Source organism: Actinomyces sp. oral taxon 175 str. F0384 (assembly GCF_000223355.1).
Taxonomy (GTDB): Bacteria; Actinomycetota; Actinomycetes; order Actinomycetales; family Actinomycetaceae; genus Actinomyces; species Actinomyces oris.
Genome location: NZ_AFUR01000001.1, coordinates 809,764 through 829,331 on the forward strand (window position 1 = coordinate 809,764; position 19,568 = coordinate 829,331).

The 19,568-nt window shown below is 67.6% G+C and carries 14 protein-coding genes and 4 tRNA genes; 13 read left to right on the forward strand and 5 right to left on the reverse strand.

Going from position 1 to position 19,568, the window contains the following annotated elements:
• The first annotated feature begins 61 nt into the window (after positions 1 to 61).
• On the forward strand, positions 62 to 580 hold the full coding sequence (locus HMPREF9058_RS03390; protein ID WP_009747596.1) for a PadR family transcriptional regulator: 519 nt from the start codon (positions 62 to 64) through the stop codon (positions 578 to 580).
• Positions 570 to 1,205: a GyrI-like domain-containing protein gene (locus HMPREF9058_RS03395; protein ID WP_043537608.1), complete on the forward strand. Its 636-nt coding sequence runs from the start codon at positions 570 to 572 to the stop codon at positions 1,203 to 1,205. The genes HMPREF9058_RS03390 and HMPREF9058_RS03395 overlap by 11 nt, the downstream gene beginning before the upstream one ends.
• On the opposite strand, the gene HMPREF9058_RS03400 is transcribed toward HMPREF9058_RS03395, so the two are convergent.
• A complete protein-coding gene (locus HMPREF9058_RS03400) occupies positions 1,202 to 3,868 on the reverse strand; it encodes an RNA helicase (protein ID WP_050798010.1) in 2,667 nt (888 codons plus the stop codon). The genes HMPREF9058_RS03395 and HMPREF9058_RS03400 overlap by 4 nt on opposite strands.
• Before the next feature lie 210 nt (positions 3,869 to 4,078).
• Between HMPREF9058_RS03400 and HMPREF9058_RS03405 the strand changes: the two genes are divergently transcribed.
• The 5 genes from HMPREF9058_RS03405 (at position 4,079) to HMPREF9058_RS03425 (ending at position 11,246) form a co-directional block, all read left to right on the forward strand.
• Positions 4,079 to 5,626 (forward strand): sodium:alanine symporter family protein, encoded by a 1,548-nt coding sequence (locus HMPREF9058_RS03405; RefSeq protein ID WP_009406319.1) that lies wholly within the window; start codon positions 4,079 to 4,081, stop codon positions 5,624 to 5,626.
• Positions 5,623 to 7,077 carry a sodium:alanine symporter family protein gene (locus HMPREF9058_RS03410; protein ID WP_009406244.1) on the forward strand — a complete coding sequence of 485 codons (1,455 nt, stop codon included), beginning with the start codon at positions 5,623 to 5,625 and terminating at the stop codon, positions 7,075 to 7,077. The genes HMPREF9058_RS03405 and HMPREF9058_RS03410 overlap by 4 nt, the downstream gene beginning before the upstream one ends.
• Positions 7,078 to 7,082: 5 nt before the next feature.
• Complete coding sequence (locus tag HMPREF9058_RS03415) at positions 7,083 to 8,558, forward strand: sodium:alanine symporter family protein (protein WP_009747562.1); 1,476 nt, start codon at positions 7,083 to 7,085, stop codon at positions 8,556 to 8,558.
• Between the two features lie 233 nt (positions 8,559 to 8,791).
• Complete coding sequence (locus HMPREF9058_RS03420; RefSeq protein WP_009406075.1) at positions 8,792 to 10,396, forward strand: sodium:alanine symporter family protein; 1,605 nt, start codon at positions 8,792 to 8,794, stop codon at positions 10,394 to 10,396.
• Positions 10,397 to 10,421: 25 nt separating this feature from the next.
• Positions 10,422 to 11,246, forward strand: coding sequence for a fumarylacetoacetate hydrolase family protein (locus tag HMPREF9058_RS03425; RefSeq protein ID WP_009747420.1), 825 nt, complete (start codon positions 10,422 to 10,424; stop codon positions 11,244 to 11,246).
• A gap of 146 nt (positions 11,247 to 11,392) precedes the next feature.
• Here the strand turns inward: HMPREF9058_RS03425 and HMPREF9058_RS03430 are convergent, their stop codons facing one another.
• A complete protein-coding gene (locus tag HMPREF9058_RS03430) occupies positions 11,393 to 11,950 on the reverse strand; it encodes a hypothetical protein (RefSeq protein WP_043537609.1) in 558 nt (185 codons plus the stop codon).
• Between the two features lie 834 nt (positions 11,951 to 12,784).
• On the opposite strand from HMPREF9058_RS03430, the gene gltX reads away from it, so the two are divergent.
• Complete coding sequence (gltX, locus tag HMPREF9058_RS03435) at positions 12,785 to 14,401, forward strand: glutamate--tRNA ligase (protein WP_009405590.1); 1,617 nt, start codon at positions 12,785 to 12,787, stop codon at positions 14,399 to 14,401.
• 140 nt (positions 14,402 to 14,541) lie between these two features.
• Here the strand turns inward: gltX and HMPREF9058_RS12975 are convergent, their stop codons facing one another.
• Both HMPREF9058_RS12975 and HMPREF9058_RS03445 read right to left on the reverse strand, forming a co-directional pair.
• Entirely contained in the window at positions 14,542 to 15,285 is a 744-nt protein-coding gene (locus tag HMPREF9058_RS12975) for a serine/arginine repetitive matrix protein 1 (RefSeq protein ID WP_139018932.1), read from the reverse strand.
• Positions 15,286 to 15,375: 90 nt separating this feature from the next.
• Positions 15,376 to 16,119, reverse strand: coding sequence for a hypothetical protein (locus HMPREF9058_RS03445; RefSeq protein ID WP_009406486.1), 744 nt, complete (start codon positions 16,117 to 16,119; stop codon positions 15,376 to 15,378).
• Positions 16,120 to 16,388: 269 nt separating this feature from the next.
• Between HMPREF9058_RS03445 and HMPREF9058_RS03450 the strand changes: the two genes are divergently transcribed.
• From HMPREF9058_RS03450 to HMPREF9058_RS03465, 4 genes are all read left to right on the forward strand, one after another.
• Positions 16,389 to 16,460: transfer RNA gene (locus tag HMPREF9058_RS03450), tRNA-Gln, on the forward strand.
• Positions 16,461 to 16,478: 18 nt separating this feature from the next.
• Positions 16,479 to 16,551 (forward strand) — tRNA-Glu (locus HMPREF9058_RS03455).
• 41 nt (positions 16,552 to 16,592) lie between these two features.
• Positions 16,593 to 16,665, forward strand: a tRNA-Glu gene (locus HMPREF9058_RS03460).
• A gap of 48 nt (positions 16,666 to 16,713) precedes the next feature.
• Positions 16,714 to 16,786 (forward strand) — tRNA-Glu (locus HMPREF9058_RS03465).
• A gap of 122 nt (positions 16,787 to 16,908) precedes the next feature.
• Here the strand turns inward: HMPREF9058_RS03465 and HMPREF9058_RS03470 are convergent.
• On the reverse strand, positions 16,909 to 17,607 hold the full coding sequence (locus HMPREF9058_RS03470; protein ID WP_254654050.1) for a polysaccharide deacetylase family protein: 699 nt from the start codon (positions 17,605 to 17,607) through the stop codon (positions 16,909 to 16,911).
• A gap of 317 nt (positions 17,608 to 17,924) precedes the next feature.
• Between HMPREF9058_RS03470 and HMPREF9058_RS03475 the strand changes: the two genes are divergently transcribed.
• Complete coding sequence (locus HMPREF9058_RS03475) at positions 17,925 to 19,559, forward strand: ribonuclease J (protein WP_043537763.1); 1,635 nt, start codon at positions 17,925 to 17,927, stop codon at positions 19,557 to 19,559.
• Positions 19,560 to 19,568 lie beyond the last annotated feature (9 nt).

A 19,568-nucleotide genomic window follows, 5' to 3' on the forward strand; every position in this document is an offset into this window, starting at 1 on the left:
CTCCGGTGAATCAGCCCGGTAACCGACTTGCTCACCATTACTCTAGTGCTAGAGTATTGGTATGTCCTCCGACGCCGACATCGTTGTCCTCTCGCTCCTTGCCGAGCAGCCGCGCCATGGCTACGACCTCGATCGGGTCATTGAGCAGCGCGGCTACCGTCAGTGGACCTCCTTGGCCTTCTCCTCCGTCTACTACCTCCTCAAGCGCCTGTCGGAGCGGGGGCTCCTCGAGCCCGACGAGGGCTCCCAGGGGCGGCGCACCGTCTTCCGGGTCACCGAGGCCGGGCGCCGTGAGCTGAGGCAGGCCGCCGGTGAACGTGTCCTCGCCCCGGCTCCGCCTTCCGCCGGTGTGCTCCCGGCGCTCAATGCCTATAGCCGGCTCGAGGATCCCGCGCTCGCGGCCCTCCTCGCGCGTCGCGCCGAGGCACTCCTCGGCAGGCTCGATGAGCTGCGCGCCCTGCGTGCCCAGGTCGACGAGGAGCACGCCCTGGCCATCTTCGACTACGAGATCCTGCGCCAGGAAGCGGATCTCGCCTGGACCCGATCCCTTCTGAAGAAAGCAGACAGTGATGAGGACTGACATCAAGAAGGACCGCAAGGACCTGTACCTGCCGGGGCGAGCCGACTTCACGGAGGTGGACGTACCGGCCATGACCTACCTGGCCATCGACGGCCACGGCGACCCCAACACCTCACCGGCCTACGCCACCGCGATCCAGACGCTCTACGCGGGCGCCTACGCGATCCGCGCGGTGCTGAAGAAACGAACCGGCGATGACTTCGTCGTCGGCCCCCTGGAGGGACTGTGGACGAGCGCCGACAATGCGGCCTTCGTCGCCGGTGACAAGGGGGAGTGGGACTGGACCATGATGATCCCCCTGCCCGAGGCGGTCTCCTCGCAGGACATCGCCGAGGGGCTGGCGCAGGTGGCGCGGAAGAAACCGGAGCTGCCCGTCTCCGCTCTCAAGGAACTCTCCCTGAGTGAGGGCAGGTCGCTGCAGATCCTCCACGTGGGCACCTACGACGACGAGGCCCCCACCCTGGCGCGCCTGCACGACGAGATCATGCCGGGCCTCGGCCTCACCTGGAACGGGCCCCACCACGAGATCTACCTCAGCGACCCCAGGCGCGTGGCACCCGAGAGGATGAAGACCCTCCTGCGCCAGCCGGTCAGGCCCGTCACGGACTCCCGCGAGGCGCGCTAACCCTGCTGCGGGCCCACGGACAGCAGGTGGACGACCGCGCGTCCCTCCCGGTCGCACTCAGCCAGATCCACCAGGGCCGTCAGCCGCCAGTCGTGGTCGCCGTCGGGGTCCTCCAGGACCTGCGTGGCCAGCCACACCTGCTTGCCGGAGGCCTCCAGGGCCTCGCGCAGGCGCTCACTGACCCCGGCGGCCGCCAGGGCCGTCTCATCGGGGGCCTCGTCGAGCGGCGCCAGTGAGATCGCCCGAGCCGAGGTGTCGGTGCCGATCCAGTCGTACTCGTCCCAGTAACGGCCCAGCACCTCGTCCCAGCGGTCCTCGCCCCAGCCGGAGGAGGCGTCCAGGCGCCCCAGGGCCTCGACGTCGTCGCGCGCCATGAGCTCCACGCGCCGGAACATCTCCCGGCGCACCGCCACCCGGAAGGCGTGACGGTTGCGAGTGAAGGCCACCGTCCCGTTCTCGTCCGCGCCGAAGGCCCGCTCCACCCCGGATGAGTCGTCCGCACCGGGACGGTCGCCCTCCAGCAGGCCGGCGGCCTCGCCGGCCTTGCCCGCCTGCGCCTGACCGAGCGCCTCCCACTCATCGAGCAGGGAGGAGTCGACGGCGCGCACGAGCGCCCCCAGCCAGTCGATGAGCTCGACCACCTCAGGAGTGCGGTGCTCCTCGGGCACGACCTGGCGCAGCGCCCGGTAGGCATCGGTCAGGTAGCGCAGCACCACGCCCTCGCTGCGGCCCAGCTCGTAGCGGGAGATGAGGTCGGAGAAGGTCATCGCGTTCTCCACCATCTCGCGCACCACCGACTTGGGCGCCAGCTCGTGCTCGGCGATCCACGGGTTGGCCTGCTTATACATCTCCAGGGCGGGGGAGAGCAGCTCGGCCAGCGGCTGGGGCCAGGTGACCTCCTCCAGGGCGGCCATGCGCTCCTCGTAGTCCATGCCCTCGGCCTTCATCGCGGCGATCGCCTCGCCGCGGGCGGCGCGCTGCTGGGCGTAGAGCAGCGGGCGCGGATCGTCCAGGGTGGCCTCGACGACGCTGACGACGTCGACCGTGTGCTCCGGGGCCTCCACGTTCAGCAGGTCCATGGCCGCCAGGGCGAAGGGCGCCAGGGGCTGGTTGAGGGCGAAGTCGGCCGGCAGGTCCACGGCCAGGCGCAACCGGGGGCGCCCATCGGCGGCGGCCTGGGCGCTGGAGACATGCGTGAGGACCCCCGCCGTGCGCAGGGACAGGTAGATCTCCAGGGCGCGTCGCACGTGCCGGCGCCGCTGGGCCTCGGGCTCGTGGGCGCGCTCCAGCAGGCCCGCCATCGCCGCCACCGGGTCGCCGGCGCGCTCCATGAGGTTGAGCACCATGGTGGTGGTGACCTGGAACTGGCTGGTCAGTGTCTCCGGGGCCGCGTCGCGCAGCCGCTCGAAGGTCTTGTCCGTCCAGTTGACGCGCCCCTCAGGGGCCTTCTTGCGCACGATCTTGCGGCGCTTGCGCTCGTCGTCGCCGGCCTTGGCCAGCGCCTTGGCGTTCTCGATGACGTGCTCGGGGGCCTGGACGGAGACGTAGCCGCGGGTGTCGAAGCCGGCGCGCCCGGCCCGCCCGGCGATCTGGTGGAACTCGCGGGCGGTGAGGTGGCGCTCCTTGGAGCCGTCGAACTTCACCAGGGAGGTCATGACCACTGAGCGGATCGGCACGTTGATCCCCACCCCGAGCGTGTCAGTGCCGCAGATGACGGACAGCAGGCCCTCGCGGGCCAGGCGCTCCACCAGCCGCCGGTAGCGCGGCAGCATGCCCGCATGGTGCACGCCGATCCCGGCGCGCAGCAGCCGCGAGAGCGTGGCCCCGAAACCGCCCCCGAAGCGGAAGTCGCCCAGCGCCTCCACAACCTCGGCCTTGCGGGACTTGGGCACCAGGTCCACGCTCAGCAGGGAGGTCGCCCGCTCCACCGCCTCCTTCTGGGAGAAGTGGACGACATAGACCGGCGCCTTGTCCTGCCCCACCAGGCGCTGAAGCAGCTCACCGATCGGCTCGACGACGTACTCCATCTCCAACGGAACCGGCCGCACGGCGTCGTCGACGACGGCGACCTCGCGGCCCGTGCGCTCGCGCAGGTCCCGCACGAAGAAGGAGACGTCGCCCAGCGTGGCCGACAGCAGCACCATCTGCGCCTGGGGCAGCTCCAGGAGGGGCACCTGCCAGGCCCAGCCGCGCTGCGGGTCGGCGTAGTAGTGGAACTCGTCCATGATGACGCAGTCCACGTCCATGTCCTCGCCCTCGCGCAGGGACTGGTTGGCCAGAATCTCCGCGGTGCAGCAGATGATCGGGGCGGCGGCGTTGATGGAGGTGTCCCCGGTGACCATGCCGACGTTGTCCGCCCCGAACAGGCGCACCAGCTCGAAGAATTTCTCACTGACCAGGGCCTTGAGGGGGGCCGTGTAGTAGGAGCGGCCCCCGCGGGCCAGGGAGGCGGTGTGGGCTGCCAGCGCGATCATCGACTTGCCCGATCCGGTCGGGGTGGCGGCGATGACGTGGCGGTCCTCCAGGATCTCCGACAGCGCCTCGTCCTGGTGCGGGTAGAGGGGGCGGCCGGTCGTCTCCGCCCAGCTTGAGAAGGCCAGGTAGACCTCCTCGGGCTCGGGGACGCGCTCGGGATCGTCAGCCGGAATGAGGGCGTCGAGCATCGCGTTGAGGGCCGGAGCAGTCTGGGAGGTCACGGCGTCATCGTCTCACGAGGCTGGATCGTGAACGATCCGGGGAGGAGGGCGGGAATCCGATGCTGAGGAGCCGCTCCCGCGTCCTGAGGAACGACCGCACTATGTCCCGGGCGGAGATTCATGAGAGCATGCGGGCCGTCCCCACCTGTCGTGACACCGTGAAAGGCTGAATCTCCCATGGATGTCCTCGCTGCTCAGCTCGCGGCGGTCTCGGACTGGATCACGCTCCACATCACCATGTGGGTGCTCGTCGGTACCGGGATCCTGCTGACCGCCCGCACCGGCTTCGTGCAGCTCCGCCGCCTGCCGGACATGTTCCGCCAGGTGGCCGGGTCGCGTTCGGGTGCTCAGGGGGGGATCTCCTCCTTCCAGGCCTTCACGATCTCCCTGGCCGCCCGCGTGGGCATCGGCAATGTTTTCGGAGTGGCCGCCGCCCTCATCCTGGGCGGCCCCGGTGCGATCTTCTGGATGTGGGTGGTCGCCCTGGTCGGGATGGCCACCGCCTTCTTCGAGGCGACCCTGGCCCAGATGTTCAAGGTCCGCCACACCGACGGCTCCTTCCGCGGCGGGCCCGCCTACTACATGGCGCGCGGGATGCGCAGCCGCCTTCTGGGTGTCGCCTTCGCGGGACTGACGATCTTCACCTGCGGCTTCTCCATCATCATGGTCCAGTCCAACGCCGTCGCCGGGGTCATCGGCCCTGACTCCCCGCTGCACCTGCCCCCGAGCGCCGCCGCCGCGGTGCTGGTGGGGCTGTCCGCCCTGGTCATCCTGGGCGGAGTACGCCGGGTCGCCCGCGTCACCGAGTGGATGGCGCCCATCATGGCCCTGGTCTACGTCGTCATGGCCGTCGTCATCGTCGCCCTCCACGTCACTCAGCTCCCGGGGCTGCTGGTCACGATCGTCTTCTCGGCCTTCGGCCCGGTGCCCTTCGCCGGAGGGGTGACCGGGGGCATCATCGCCGCTCTGACCAACGGGACCCGCCGCGGCCTGTTCTCCAACGAGGCCGGGCAGGGCACCGCCCCCTTCGCCGCCGCCACCGCCACCGTGGCCCACCCCGTCCAGCAGGGCCTCATCCAGTCCCTCGGCGTGTTCGTCGACACCATCGTCGTGTGCACCGCGACCGCCTTCATCATCCTGGTCTCCGGGGTCTACAGCCCCGCCCTCGTCCAGGCCGGCACGCTGACCCCCGATGCCGCGGCAACCTTGACCTCCGACGCCGTCGCCGCCACCCTCGGCAGCTGGACGGCCGTCCCCATGGCCATCGTCATCTTCGTCCTGGCCTTCTCCTCCATCATCGCCGCGGCCACCTACTCCGAGGTCTCCATGACCTTCATCTCCGAGCGGCCCGAGTGGCGCTGGCTGCCCCGGCTCGTCTCGGTGGTCTCCACCGGGCTGGGGGCGCTCGCCTCTCTGACCGTCGTGTGGAACACCGTCGACATCACCATGGCCGTCATGACCCTGACCAACCTGGTCGCCCTCATCTGGCTCGCCCGCTGGGGCGTGGGCGCCCTCAGGGACTGGGACGCCCAGCGCGCGGCGGGACGAGTCGCCCCCCTTTTCACCGGCGTGGGCAACCCCTACCTGCCCGGCGACCTTCCCGGTGACGTCTGGACCGGCGAGAGGACCCACTTGGCCGATGCGGGCGGCACCGCCGACGACGGCGTTCCCGCAGCCACCCCGGCCAGCAGCCAGCCCGCCGCCTCGACAGGAGCCGACGCATGAACCTCACCAGTATCGAGAACCTGCTCAAGGTCGTCGACGACTTCTTCTACACCTACCTTCTTGCCGCCCTGCTCATCCTGGCCGGCATCTACCTGACCACTCGCACCCACCTGGTTCAGCTGCGCCACTTCGGCACCATGGTCAACTCGCTGTCCGGGTCCCGATCCGGTGCGCAGGGCGGTATCTCCTCCTTCCAGGCCTTCGCCGTGGGGCTGGCCGCGCGCGTCGGCATCGGCAACATCGCTGGAGTGGCCCTGGCCATTGTGGCCGGCGGCCCCGGCGCCCTGTTCTGGATGTGGGTCGTCGCCCTCATCGGCATGGCCACCAGCTTCGTGGAGTCCACGCTCGCCCAGATCTTCAAGGAGCGCGGCCGGGACTTCACCTTCCGTGGGGGCCCCGCCTACTACATCAAGAACGGCCTGGGATCGGCTCTGTGGGGCAAGGTCTTCGCCGCCATGTGCATCGTCTCGGTCGGCGTCACAGTGGTCATGGTGCAGACCAACTCGCTGGCCGAGGTCATCACCGCCACCGTCCCCAGCGTCTCGGGCTGGATGGTCGGGGTCTTCCTCGTTCTACTGACCGCGCCGGTGGTCCTGGGGGGAGTCCGGCTCGTGGCCCGCGTCGCGGAGTGGCTCGCTCCCGTCATGGCGCTGGCCTACGTGCTCATGGCCGTGGTGGTCATCGTCCTTAACGCGGACAAGCTTCTCGAGGTCCTTGTGAGCATCTTTGAAGGGGCCTTCGGCGTCAACCAGGCCTTCTTCGGCACCGCCGGAGGAGTCCTCGCAGCGCTGCTCAACGGTGTGCGCCGCGGTCTGTTCTCCAACGAGGCCGGGCTCGGAACCGTCCCCAATGCTGCCGGCACCGCGACCGTCGCCCACCCCGTGCGTCAGGGGCTCATCCAGTCCTTCGGCGTCTTCGTCGACACGATCCTCGTGTGCACGGCCACCGGCCTGCTCATCCTGCTGGCCACCGACACCTACCATCCTGGGGACGACTCCCTGGTCGGCGCGATTCTCACCCAGCAGGCCGTTGCCGAGCATCTGGGCGCCTGGACCACCTGGCCCATGGTGGTGCTCATCTTCGTCCTGGTCTTCTCCACGGTGCTGGGCTGCTACTCCTACGCCCAGGTCAACGTCAACTTCCTGGGCGGAGAGCGCCGGGCCGAACAGGTCTTCGGGATCGTCCTGACCGTGGCGGCCTTCGGCGGCACCGTCCTGACCCTGCCCATCGTCTGGGCCCTGACCGACATCGCCCTGGGACTGCTGGGCGTGCTCAACCTCGTCGTCATCGTCCGTCTGGCCCCCTGGGTCATCGGAGCCCTGCGGGACTTCGAGTCCCAGCGTGCCCGGGGCATCACCGAGCCCGCCTTCGTGGGGCACGGCAACTCCCTCCTGCCCGGAGACGTGGTCCCCGGTATCTGGGAGCCCGACGACGTGGCGAAGCGGGGCTGATTCTCATGGCACCTCTGGGGCGCATCTCATGGATGGGCCAGGTCGACGCCGTCCTGGCCTCCTTCTCCGACATGCTCTACTCCTGGGGCCTCATGTGGCTCCTCATCGGGGCGGGCATCTTCTTCACCGTGAGAACTGGGGCTGTCCAGTTGCGGCACACCGACGCGATCGCCGCCTCGGTGGTCGGATCGCGCGACGGGAGCCACGGCGGCATCACCTCCTTCCAGGCCTTCGCCGTCGGACTGGCCTGCCGGGTGGGGACCGGCAACATCGTCGGGGTCGCCCTGGCGCTCATCCTGGGCGGGCCCGGAGCCGTGCTGTGGATGTGGCTCGTGGCGATCCTGGGAACCGCCACCGCCTTCAGCGAGGCCACGCTCGCCCAGCTGTTCAAGGTGCGTCGCCCCGACGGCACCTTCCGCGGTGGTCCCGCCTACTACATCTCGCGAGGACTGGGGCTGCCGATCCTGGGCGGGGTGTTCGCCGTCGTCTTCCTCATCGCCAACGGCCTGGTCATGCCCATGGTGCAGGCCAACGCCATCACCGCGTCCCTGCAGGGGGCCGGAGGGCTCTCACCGAGTCTGGGAGCGGTCCTCGTCGTGGCCCTGACCGCGCCGGTCCTCCTGGGGGGCCTGCGCGCCATGGCCCGGGTGGCTGAGTACCTGGCCCCGTTCATGGCGCTGGCCTACCTGGTGCTGGTCCTGGCCATCCTCGTGACCCACCCCGTCCAGGCGTGGGAGGCGCTGTGGTCCATCATCGAGGGCGCCGTCGGCCTGCGCCAGGGGCTGGGCGGCCTGGCCGGCGGGGTGACCGCCGCGCTGCTCAACGGCGTGCGCCGCGGCCTGTTCTCCAATGAGGCGGGACTCGGAGGGGCCGCCTGCGCCGCGGGCTCGGCCACCGTGAGCCACCCCGTCCAGCAGGGATTCATCCAGGCCTTCGGGGTCGTGGTGGACACCCTGTTCGTCTGCACGGCGACGGCGCTGGCGATCCTGGTCGCCGGCGCGGACGTCCTCCAGCCCGGGGCGAGTGCCAAGGACAGTGCCGGAACCCTGACCCAGGACGCCATCGCCCACCTCGTGGGGGAGTGGAGCCGCTGGCCCATGGCCCTGCTCGTCGTCGTCCTGGCCTACACCACCATCATCGGGGCCTTCTCCTACGCCCAGGTCTGCCTCGACTACCTCACCGATCGTCCCTGGGTCGCGCGTGCGCTGCAGATCGGCGCCGTCATCTGCGCCGGCATCGGCAGCGTGCAGCAGCTGACCACCGTGTGGACCCTGGCGGACGTGCTCCTGGGACTGGGCGCCATCATCAACCTCGTGGCGCTGGTGCTCCTGAGCCGATGGGTCGTCGGCGCGCTCAGGGACTGGGAGGCCAGGCGGGGCACGTCAACGGCGGAGGGCGACAAGTCGGTCTTCCGCAGGGACTCCGAGTACCTTCCGGCGCCTCTGCCGGAAGGCGCCTGGGAGGGGGCAGGCGAGCGGTAGATGGGCGGTGTCGCGCACAACGCACCACGCGCCTCGCGCACGTGCGGCAGCGATGCCACAGGGCCGTCACCGAATCGAAACACTGTATCCGTAGCCTTCGCGAATACGGTGCCCTCCCTCCCGAAGGAGGGGGACGTGGGCAGGACGTGTATCCCGGACCGCTCCCGTGCTGGTTCGCGCGCCCGACGCCCACCTCGTCCGCGCCGTCGTCCCACCCCTACGGAGGATCTCACGTGCAACCGGTTCTGGCTTCCCTGACCAGTGCGGCATCCAGCGCAGGCAACGGCTGGACCGCATCCTTGGAGCGCTTCTTCAACGATGGCGCCAAGATCCTCGATGACGCCGCCGGGTACCTGTTCCTCTACCTGCTCGCCTGGCTGCTCGTGCTGGGGGGCCTGTACTTCACCATGCGGACCGGATTCGTGCAGCTGCGGCTCTTCCCCTACATGGTGCGGGCCATCACCTCCTCCCGTGACAGCAAGGAGGGCGGGATCTCCTCCTTCCAGGCCTTCGCCATCGGGTTGGCCTCCCGCGTGGGCACCGGCAACATCGTGGGCGTGGCCCTCGCCATCACCATGGGTGGCCCCGGTGCCGTGTTCTGGATGTGGATCGTGGCGCTGGTGGGCATGGCCACCGGATTCATCGAGGCCACCCTTGCCCAGCTCTACAAGGTCACCCACCCCGACGGCACCTTCCGTGGCGGCCCCGCCTACTACATCCAGCGCGGCCTGGGGTCCAAGCCCGCCGCCATGCTCTTCGCCGTCGTCATCACCTTCGTCTTCGGCTTCGCCTTCGAGGCTCTTCAGGCCAACACGATCTCCGCCACGATGAAGAGCACCTTCAACATCGAGCCGTGGATGACCGCCGTTGCTCTGGTCGTCATCACCACGCCGATCATCTTCAAGGGCATCAAGTCGGTCGCTGCCGTCTCGGAGTGGCTCGTGCCGATCATGACGGTGGTCTACGCCCTCATCGCCGTGGCCATCCTGGTGCTGCACGCCAGTGCGATCCCGGGTGCGTTCGTCTCCATCTTTAAGGGCGCCTTCGGAATCAACCAGGCCTTCGCGGGGACCGCCGGAGGATTCATTGCCGCCCTTCAGTACGGTACCCGACGAGGCCTGTTCTCCAACGAGGCCGGTGAGGGCTCGGTCCCCAATATCGCGGCCACCGCCACCGTCTCCCACCCCGTCCAGCAGGGATTCGTGCAGTCCCTGGGCGTCTTCGTCGACACGATCGTGGTGTGCACCGTCACCGCCCTCATCGTCCTGCTCTCCGGGGTCTACACCCCGGCAGGCCCCAACGTCTCCAAGGCGGCAGCCAAAGCGGCCGAAGACGCCGCCAATACCCTGACGTCGGCATCGGTCACCAACGTGCTCGGCGGCTGGGCGCAGTACCTCATGGCCGTCATCATCTTCGTCTTCGCCTACTCCTCGCTCCTGGGCAACTACACCTATGCCCAGGTCAACGTGGACTATCTCCAGGGCAAGCAGCACAAGCACTACGCCCTGCGGGCCATGATCATCGTGGCCACCGCCGTCGGCTCCCTGTCCACACTCTCCTTCGTGTGGAGCCTGTCCGACCTCGTCATGGGGGCGATGACCGTCATTAACATGGTCTCCATCCTCGCCCTGGGAGGCTGGGCCTTCGGAGCCCTGCGCGACTGGGAGGCCCAGCGCCGCGCCGTCGAGGCCGGTGAGAAGGACGAGATCCGTTTCATCGCCACCGACAACCCCTATCTGCCCGGCACGCTTCCCGGGGACATCTGGGCCGCCGACGGCGCCGCCCACGCCGCCATCACGGAGCGTCGCGCCGCGCTCGAGGAGGCCTCGGGCAGCTGAGCCCAACAGCGCTAGGCTGAGGCCCATGAAGATCGCGCGCTTCTCCACCGGTGACGAGCCCCGCTACGGCATCGTCCAGGGCCTGCCCGAGCACGAGGTCGCCTCGGGCGAGTCCGAGGGGCACCTCCTGGTCCTCAAGGGAGACCCCCTCTACTCCCTGCCCGAGGCCACCGGGGAGGTCGTCGAGCTGGGCGAGGCCCGGCTCCTGTCGCCGGTCATCCCGCGCTCCAAGGTCGTGGGGATCGGGAAGAACTACGCGGGCCACATCGCCGAGATGGGTGAGGACCAGCCGCCACGCGACCCGGTGGTCTTCCTCAAGCCCAACACCTCCGTCATCGGGCCGGACGCTCCCATCGTCCTGCCCGCCTGGAGCGAGGAGGTTCACTACGAGGCCGAGCTCGCCGTCGTCATCAAGACCCTCGCCAAGGACGTCCCCGTGGAGCACGCCGACGACGTCATCCTGGGGTACACGGTCGCCAACGACGTCTCGGCCCGCGACCGCCAGCGCGCCGAGCCGCAGTGGGTGCGGGCCAAGGCCTTCGACACCTCCTGCCCCCTGGGGCCGTGGATCGAGGTCCCCGAGCCCGGCCGCGAGCCGCTCTTCTCACCCGGAGACGCGGTGGTGCGCGCCCGGGTCGACGGCCGCCTCGTCCAGGAGGGACGGACCACTGACATGATCCGATCGATTCCCGAGCTGGTCGCCTACGTATCGACGATCTTCACCCTCCTGCCCGGCGACGTCATTCTCACCGGCACGCCGGCGGGAGTCGGCGAGATCCGAGCCGGTCAGCGCGTCGAGGTCGAGGTCGAGGGCATCGGCTCCTTCTCCAACCCGGTGGTTCGCCGCTGAGGCGACACGTCTGGCCCCGCGGAGCCGGAGTCCTCGCCCCGAAGACGACGACGGGTGGGGTTCTCGAGACATGTTCCGAGAACCCCACCCATGCCGGTAGGTACCGGCGTTACTCATCGGCTCATGGTGAGCCGAGGGAGAGTCGATCAGGTGTCCTTGGGCGAGCTGCCTGAGCCCTTCTCGTCGCTCTTCTTGTCCTCGGATCCGCTCTTCTTGTCCTCGCTCTTGGAGCCCTTGCCGGTTCCGTTGTCAGATGTGCCCTCATCCATGTCTGTCGGACCGGGATTACTGATCGGTGTGGCCTTGAACAGCGTCTCCATCTCACTGGCGGAGTAGGCATCAACAGGGCAGGCGTACGCCGCCTGGAGCATGACGGGTCTGCCCACCGTGCTGAATACACGGACGACCCTGGTGATCTTGTAGTCCTTGTTGTCTTGTGTGCCGGTGTACGTGAAGTCCAGCCGCCTGGTCTCGATGGGGTGACCATCGGTGTCCTTGACCAGGGTGGAATCGTCCTTGGTAGGCTCGAAGGAGACATTCTTGAATTCCGGCTTCTGATAGGCGGCGATAAAGGCGTCCGCCTGATAGTCCGACTCGGCGCGATCACCCTCACCGCTCGGTTCGTACAGGTTCTGCGTCGCGGAGAACACGCAACCGTTCGACTTTTCCATCCGGTTCTTGCCGTCGGTGTCGTAGGTGGTCACGTTCCACCCGGAGTGAGACTGCGGGAACTCCCACGAAGGAACGTACTCGACGTTGCTGTTCTTACCTCCCTTGGAGGGCTTTTCCGATGGTTCTGCAGTCTTGTCCGATTTTTTGGCGGATGATGACGCACTGCTGGAGGCACTGGGACGCGCGGGGCCGGACTCGTCCTGGCACGCCGCGAGAGCCGGGAGGGCCAAAGCAAGGCTGAGGCCGGCGACAAGGGGGAGTTTGAGTGATGATCGGCGGCGGCTGGCGGAACGTGCTGCGGGATGAGGGGACGGGGACATGAGGCCTCCAAGGAACGATGAGTCGGGAGTCTTCCCGAACGGGCTGGGGATGTCATCACCACTGGTGGGAGCCGCGAGGACTTCATGGCGGCGACATCATGATCTCACGGATGGCACCCTAATTCCTCCGTATGCGCAGTGCGATGGGGCGAGATCCCCATCTCGCGGAGTCGATGGCGAATACTTCAGGTGAGAGACCCAGATAATGGGGGGGCGTCTATGCGGTAATTCCGCTTACAGGATGTGGGTGGTCATGCCGAAGAGGGGTGACCTCGATGGAGAGGAGATTGATCTCCTCATAGCGTCTCTGTGCCTGATGATGAACTCTGGGCAACGCATCGTCCTCAGAACATGTTGATGGAAAGAAAGGCCGTCGTTGCCAGGAGGGCGGTGCTTGCTGGGCACCTTGCCACAGGGGCCTGGGTTGCTGGTTCTGACAGCTGGAGCGTTCACGGTGCCGGCGGCGGCCGGCGTGGCGGGGCACCCCGCCCGAGGGGCCCGACCTGTTCCCTGGGTGGCGTCAGAGGGGACTATCCTGGCCCCATCATGCCTGAACTCAGTGATCACTCATCCGCCTTCCGTCCTGAGCCCACCAGCACCTCCGGTATCCCGGAGCAGGGCTCATCGTCCGTGCGCGTACGTTTCTGCCCCTCACCTACGGGAACCCCTCACGTGGGCATGGTGCGCACCTGCCTGTTCAACTGGGCTTACGCCCGCCACACCGGCGGAACCTTCGTCTTCCGGATCGAGGACACCGACTCCGCCCGTGACTCCGAGGAGTCCTTCGACGCCATCCTGGACTCCCTGACCTGGTTGGGCCTGGACTGGGACGAGGGCGTGGGTAAAGGGGGCCCTCATGAGCCCTACCGCCAGTCCCAGCGTATGGACCTGTACAAGGAGGTGGCCGCCGAGCTGCTGGCTGCCGGCTACCTGTACGAGTCCTTCTCCACCCCCGAGGAGATCGAGGCCCGTCACCGTGAGCGCGGCGAGGACCCCAAGCTCGGTTACGACGGCTTCGACCGCGATCTGACCCAGGAGCAGAAGGACGCCTTCCGCGCCGAGGGGCGCCTGCCCGTCCTGCGGATGCGGATGCCGGACGAGGACATCACCTTCACCGACCTGGTCCGCGGCCCCATCACCTTCAAGGCCGGCAGCGTGCCGGACTACGTCGTCGTGCGCGCGGGCGGTGAGCCGCTCTACACCCTGGTCAACCCCGTTGACGACGCCGCAATGGGCATCACCCACGTTCTGCGCGGTGAGGACCTGCTGTCCTCCACGCCGCGGCAGGTGGTCCTCTACCGGGCCCTCATGGACATCGGTCGGGCTCAGGTCATTCCCGAGTTCGGGCACCTGCCCTACGTCATGGGGGAGGGCAACCGGAAGCTGTCCAAGCGGGACCCCCAGTCCAACCTCCTCATCCACCGCTACCGCGGCATGATCCCCGAGGGTCTCCTCAACTACCTGGCCCTCCTGGGGTGGTCACTGAGCGCGGACCGCGACGTCTTCTCAGCCGCGGAGATGATCGAGGCCTTCGACGTCCATGACGTCAACCCCAACCCGGCCCGCTTCGACCCCAAGAAGTGCGAAGCCATCAACGCCGAGCAGGTGCGTGCGCTGGGAGAGATCGACTTCCGGGACCGGCTGGTGCCCTACCTCGCCGACGCCTACCCCGACCCGACCGGTGAGACCGCTCAGGTGCCACTGGTCTCAGCGGAGGCCTTCGACAAGCTCACAGCGCGCGAGCAGGAGATCCTCAACGCGGCGGCCCCGCTCATCCAGACGCGGATCCAGCTGCTGCGAGAGAGCCGCGACATGCTCGGCTTCCTCTTCGTGTCCGACGACGATCTCGTCGTCGACGACAAGGCCGTGGCCAAGCTCAAGGCCTCGGCCGGAGACGTGCTGGATGCGGGCATCAGCGCCCTAGAGGGGCTCAACCCTGAGCAGTGGGACAAGGACCATCTCGAGGAGGCCCTCAAGACCGCCATCGTCGAGGGGCGGGGCATGCCCGACGGCGAGGGGATCAAACCGCGCCTGGCATACGGTCCGTTGCGCGTCGCGGTGACCGGGCGGCAGGTCTCTCCGCCCCTGTTCGAGTCCATGGAGATCCTCGGAAGCAGCTCCACCCTGACCAGGCTGAAGACTCTTCGGGCCCGGCTCGGGTGAGGTGACTGCACGATGAACTGAGCCGGTGGGGCCGGGACGCAGCGCTAGCGCGTGCGTCCCGGCCCCACCAGCCAGTGAGTGCGGAGCTGAGTACAGGACCGCACCAGCCGTCCCGCTCTTCTGCGGGTCGCGCCGGCCGATCACATGGCTCCGGCGTCGATTCCCTGGACTCGGATACCGGCGAGAATTGTGTGCCACTGCTCTAAAGAGGCCGGTGTATTCGTTTGGCACACAAGTCCAACATTCAGGACGTATCCCTCTTTTCCGACGGTCCTGCTAAAACGATATCCCACGACAGGTGTATTCGGGGCGTTAGAGAAGTTGACGTTACCGCTGAATCCCACCTCGTAACCGGGAATCGTTCCGTTGTCGTCGCGCACTGCTTCGACAGGGGAAGGGGTGCTGGTGGTCTGATAGGTTGTGTAGTCGTCAGTCTTAATCGATACGTCAGTCATCGACTGCAGCCCATCGGTGGGGTGGGGCGTGAAATATTTTTCCGAGACGTATTGGCTGATGTATCCCTGACAGACCTGCCCGTTGGTGAACTGGTATCCCTCGATGTGGACAGAATCGGAGTTCTTATCGGTGTTGGCCAGATCGTCGTTTCGGGACCAGACGGATGTATCTTCGTTGGTGAAGGTGACTGACGGTCGAGACCACGTGGCGGCTGCAGAGGGGGTGGCGGACGGCGTCTTCGACGACGTCGGGCTCGGTGTCTCGGATGGTTCCGAGTCGGAGGGGCTGGCCTCGGCGGAGGCGTCGGCCGGCTCGACCTTCAGCTGCCCCTGGTGGGCCGGGCCGCAGGCGCTCAGCGCCAGACTGGCTGCGAGGCACATCCCCAGGGCGAGGCGACGAGCTCTGGAGGGGGTGCGGGCGAGGAACATGTGGCGATGCGGTGCTGGATGAGGCAATGCGGCTCTCCTGGTGGTGAGGAAGGAGGAAGGGAGGTGCTGTGGCTCGGTCCTGGAACTCATCTATCCCATGGACCCGGCGTCGACTCCCGTCACTCGTGTCGAGAACAAGAACTGGTGCCATGTGTCGGCGGAGGCGAGCTTGTCCGGGGAGCACTCCAGGAAGATTTCCAGGGTGACACCCTGATCGCTGATCTGCCGGAAGAAACGATATCCAGCCACGTCGCCCGTCGAGCCACTGGCGTACTTGACGGTGGCCGTGTAGCCGATCTCGTATCCGGGGAGTGTTCCATTGTCGTCTCGTACGGCGCTGACGGAAGTCGGCCCTGAGGTCATCGCGAAAGAACTGTGGTTCGGCATCGTCTCCTGAACCTTGGCGGAGGAGGTGGTGTTGTCTCCACCTATTTTTCTTTCGTCGTAGATTGAGTGGTTCGCTTTGTAGAAGATGATGGCCAGGCAGCCTTCTGTGTCGAAATTGTAGGCCTGGCTGATTTCTGATGATGTGTTGGTCGGCTGTTTGAGTATGTCGTCCTGTCGGTGCCACGCGCCGGTGGTGTCGTTGGAGATCGTGACGTTCGGGGCCGTCCAGGTTGTTGCCGACGGCGTTGGGCTCGGCGTCTCGGATGGTTCCGGGGCGGAGGTGCTGGCCTCGGCGGAGGCGTTCGCAGGTTCGACGGTCAGCTGCCCCTTGTGGGCCGGCCCGCAGGCACTCAGCGCGAGTGCTGCGGTCAGGGTCAGTCCAAGGGTGAGGAGGCGGTTGCTGCGCGGGCCGCGACATGCCTGGTGGCGCTGAGGGTGGATGGGCATAAGGCCTTCCAGGAGGGTGGGGTGAGCAGGAACTAGATGGGAGTGTAGGGGATGCCTCTGGAGCTCCGCTTGGTTGTGAGCACTCAGGAGGGGCTGCGGTGCCGGCTGCCAGGGGCCTGTGAGGCGGCGAGTGGGAGGATGGAGGGGGACGATCCCGAGACGTCCGTTGTGTGTCGGTCTTCACCTCCTGGCGATTTGATGGGCTGAGGGCGGGCGTGTAGATTACTGCCCGCTGCCTCGGACGTGATCCGTTCCGGGGTGAAGCCCTTTGGGGTATGGTGTAATTGGCAACACGACTGATTCTGGTTCAGTTATTCTAGGTTCGAGTCCTGGTACCCCAGCGGATCTCATGATCTGTGGCCCCCATCGTTTAGTGGCCTAGGACACCGCCCTCTCACGGCGGCGGCGCCGGTTCGAATCCGGCTGGGGGTACGAGGGTCCGGTTGCCGATTACGGTATTCGGACTGTCATATGCCCCCATCGTTTAGTGGCCTAGGACACCGCCCTCTCACGGCGGCGGCGCCGGTTCGAATCCGGCTGGGGGTACGGATCAATCAGTCCGATCAGGTCTGCTGGTTCACAACTCCATAGCATGCCCCCATCGTTTAGTGGCCTAGGACACCGCCCTCTCACGGCGGCGGCGCCGGTTCGAATCCGGCTGGGGGTACGAGGAACAGGCGCCCGCTCCACCGCACGGTGGAACGGGCGCCTTGTGTACTCGCCCATCTGTTCGCCCCATGCCGCCGCGGTGAACCGCGCTCATGCGGGTGAGGGTTCTTCAGTGGTCCATCAGGCGGAGGCCAGCAGGTCGCTACCCGTCGTGACCGTGAGCCCTCGCTCCAGCAGTGAGCGCAGACCTCCTTCCAGGGCGGAGAACAGGCCCTCGGAGGGTTGCGTGCGCCCGTCGTGGCACAGCACCACCGACCCGGCGCCGGCATCGTCCTTGACGGCGTCGGCGGCGGCCGCCGTTGGCGTGTGAACGCTCCACAGCAGCAGGTCCATCCTCTTGAGCGAGGCAACCATCATGGCCGGCGCGTCAACCCGGCCGTAGGGAGGCCGCCACAGGCGCGGAGACGGGGCGCCTGCCGCCTCGATCGCCTCACACGTGCGGTCCACCGAGTCGCTCAGCTCGGAGAAGCTCACGCCGTAGACATCCGTGTGCACCCAGTTATGGACCCCGACCTCGTGTCCTTCGGCGACCTGTCGCGCGATCAGCTCGGGGTGGGCCTGCACCGCGGAGCCAAGAACGAAGAACGTGGCCTGTATGTGCAGCCTCGCCAGCATGTCGAGCACCCGTGGAGTCCAACGGGGGTCCGGCCCGTCGTCGAAGGTCAGCGCCAGCTTTCCGGACTTCCCGTCGGTCTGGAAGACCACTCGCGTACCGAGCGCGCTGCCGGGGCCCGCCGGGCGAGGGGCGGTTCTGGCGGTGGGGGAGAGGTGGGTCTCCCGCCAGTGAGTGGCTCCTGCGCCGGCGCCCGCGCCGAGCACGCCCGCCGTCGTTGCCAGGGCGGCTCTTCCCAGGAGGCCTCGCCGGCTCTCACGAGGAGCGGGACTCGGCTGTGACTCTGTTGACGAAGAGGGAGCGGTGTCCCTAGCTCCGTCATCCGGCAGGCTCGTGGTCGTCACCGGCATATCGTAGAGCGAACCCGGCAAGCCCCTGAACTCGCCGTCGGAACGTTGCAGAACCACGACGGCGTCGAACTGCCCCGCGCCGTATCAATCGATATCCGAGACATCCTCGGTAGGATGCCCGCGTGACGAACTTTCCCGCGCTGAAGACCCCCGGCCCCCTCGCTGATGGCGCCATGCGCATCACTCCCCTGGGGGGCCTGGGCGAGGTCGGCCGCAACATGACCGTCTTCGAGCTGGACGGCAAGCTGCTCATCGTTGACTGCGGTGTGCTCTTCCCCGAGGAGGACCAGCCCGGCGTCGATCTCATCCTTCCTGACTTCTCCTCCATCGAGCACCGTATCGACGACGTCGTCGCCCTGGTGCTAACTCACGGGCACGAGGACCACATCGGTGGTGTGCCCTACCTGCTGCGCCTGCGTGACGACATCCCCCTGGTGGGAAGCGAGCTCACGCTGGCCTTCGTGGAGGCCAAGCTCAAGGAGCACCGTATTCGCCCGGTGCTGCGCCAGGTCATCGAGCACGAGGAGGTCTCCTACGGCCCCTTCGACCTGGAGTTCGTGGCCGTCAACCACTCCATCCCCGACGCCATGGCCGTCATGATCCGCACCGATGCCGGCAACGTGCTGGCCACCGGTGACTTCAAGATGGACTCCCTGCCCATCGACGGGCGCATCACGGACCTGCGCTCCTTCGCCCGTTTCGGTGAGGAGGGCGTGGACCTGTTCTGCGTTGACTCCACCAACGCCGAGGTCCCGGGCATGGTGGGCCATGAGGGCGAGATCGGCCAGGTCCTGGACAACGTCTTCGCCGACTCCGACGGGCAGATCGTCGTGGCCTCCTTCGCCAGCCACGTCCACCGGGTCCAGCAGGTCCTCGACGCCGCCGCCCTGCACGACAGGCGGGTCGCCCTCGTGGGGCGCTCCATGGTGCGCAACATGGGGATCGCCGCCGAGCGCGGCTACCTCAAGGTCCCCGCCGGCGTCCTCATCGATGCCCGGGACATCACCTCGCTGCCCCCGCACGAGAGAGTCCTCATGGTCACCGGCTCTCAGGGAGAGCCCATGGCGGCCCTGTCCCGGATGGCCCACTCCGAGCACCGCAGCGTCACCATCGAGCCCGGGGACACCGTCATCTTCGCCTCCTCCCTCATCCCCGGTAACGAGAACTCCGTCTTCCGGGTCATCAACCAGCTCATGAGGCTGGGGGCACGCGTGGTCCACCAGGGCAACGCCAAGGTCCACGTCTCCGGGCACGCCTCCTCCGAGGAGCTGCTCCACGTCTACAACATCGTCCAGCCCCGCAACGTCATGCCCATTCACGGTGAGATTCGTCATCTGGTGGCCAATGGTGGGCTCGCCGTCAAGACGGGAATCGCCCCGGAACGGGTCATGCTGTGCGAGGACGGCGTGGCCGTCGACCTGGAGGGGGGAGTGGCCCGTATCGCCGGCCAGGTGCCCTGCGGCTACATCTACGTCGACGGCTCCTCGGTGGGGGAGATCGACGAGGCCGAGCTCAAGGACCGCCGCATCCTGGCGGAGGAGGGCTTCGTCTCGGTCTACGCCGTGGTGGAGACCACGACCGGCACGATCCTGGCCGGCCCCCACATCCAGGCGCGGGGCGTGGCGGAGGACGACTCGGTCTTCGAGGAGATCCTTCCCGATGTGACTGAGGCCCTGTCGGCTGCGCTGGAGACCGGGAAGGCGGACGCCTACTCCCTCCAGCAGGTCATGCGCCGCACCCTGGGGCGCTGGATCGGGCGCCGCCTCAGGCGCCGTCCCATGATCGTCCCGGTCGTCATCGAGGCATAGCGGGAGGGC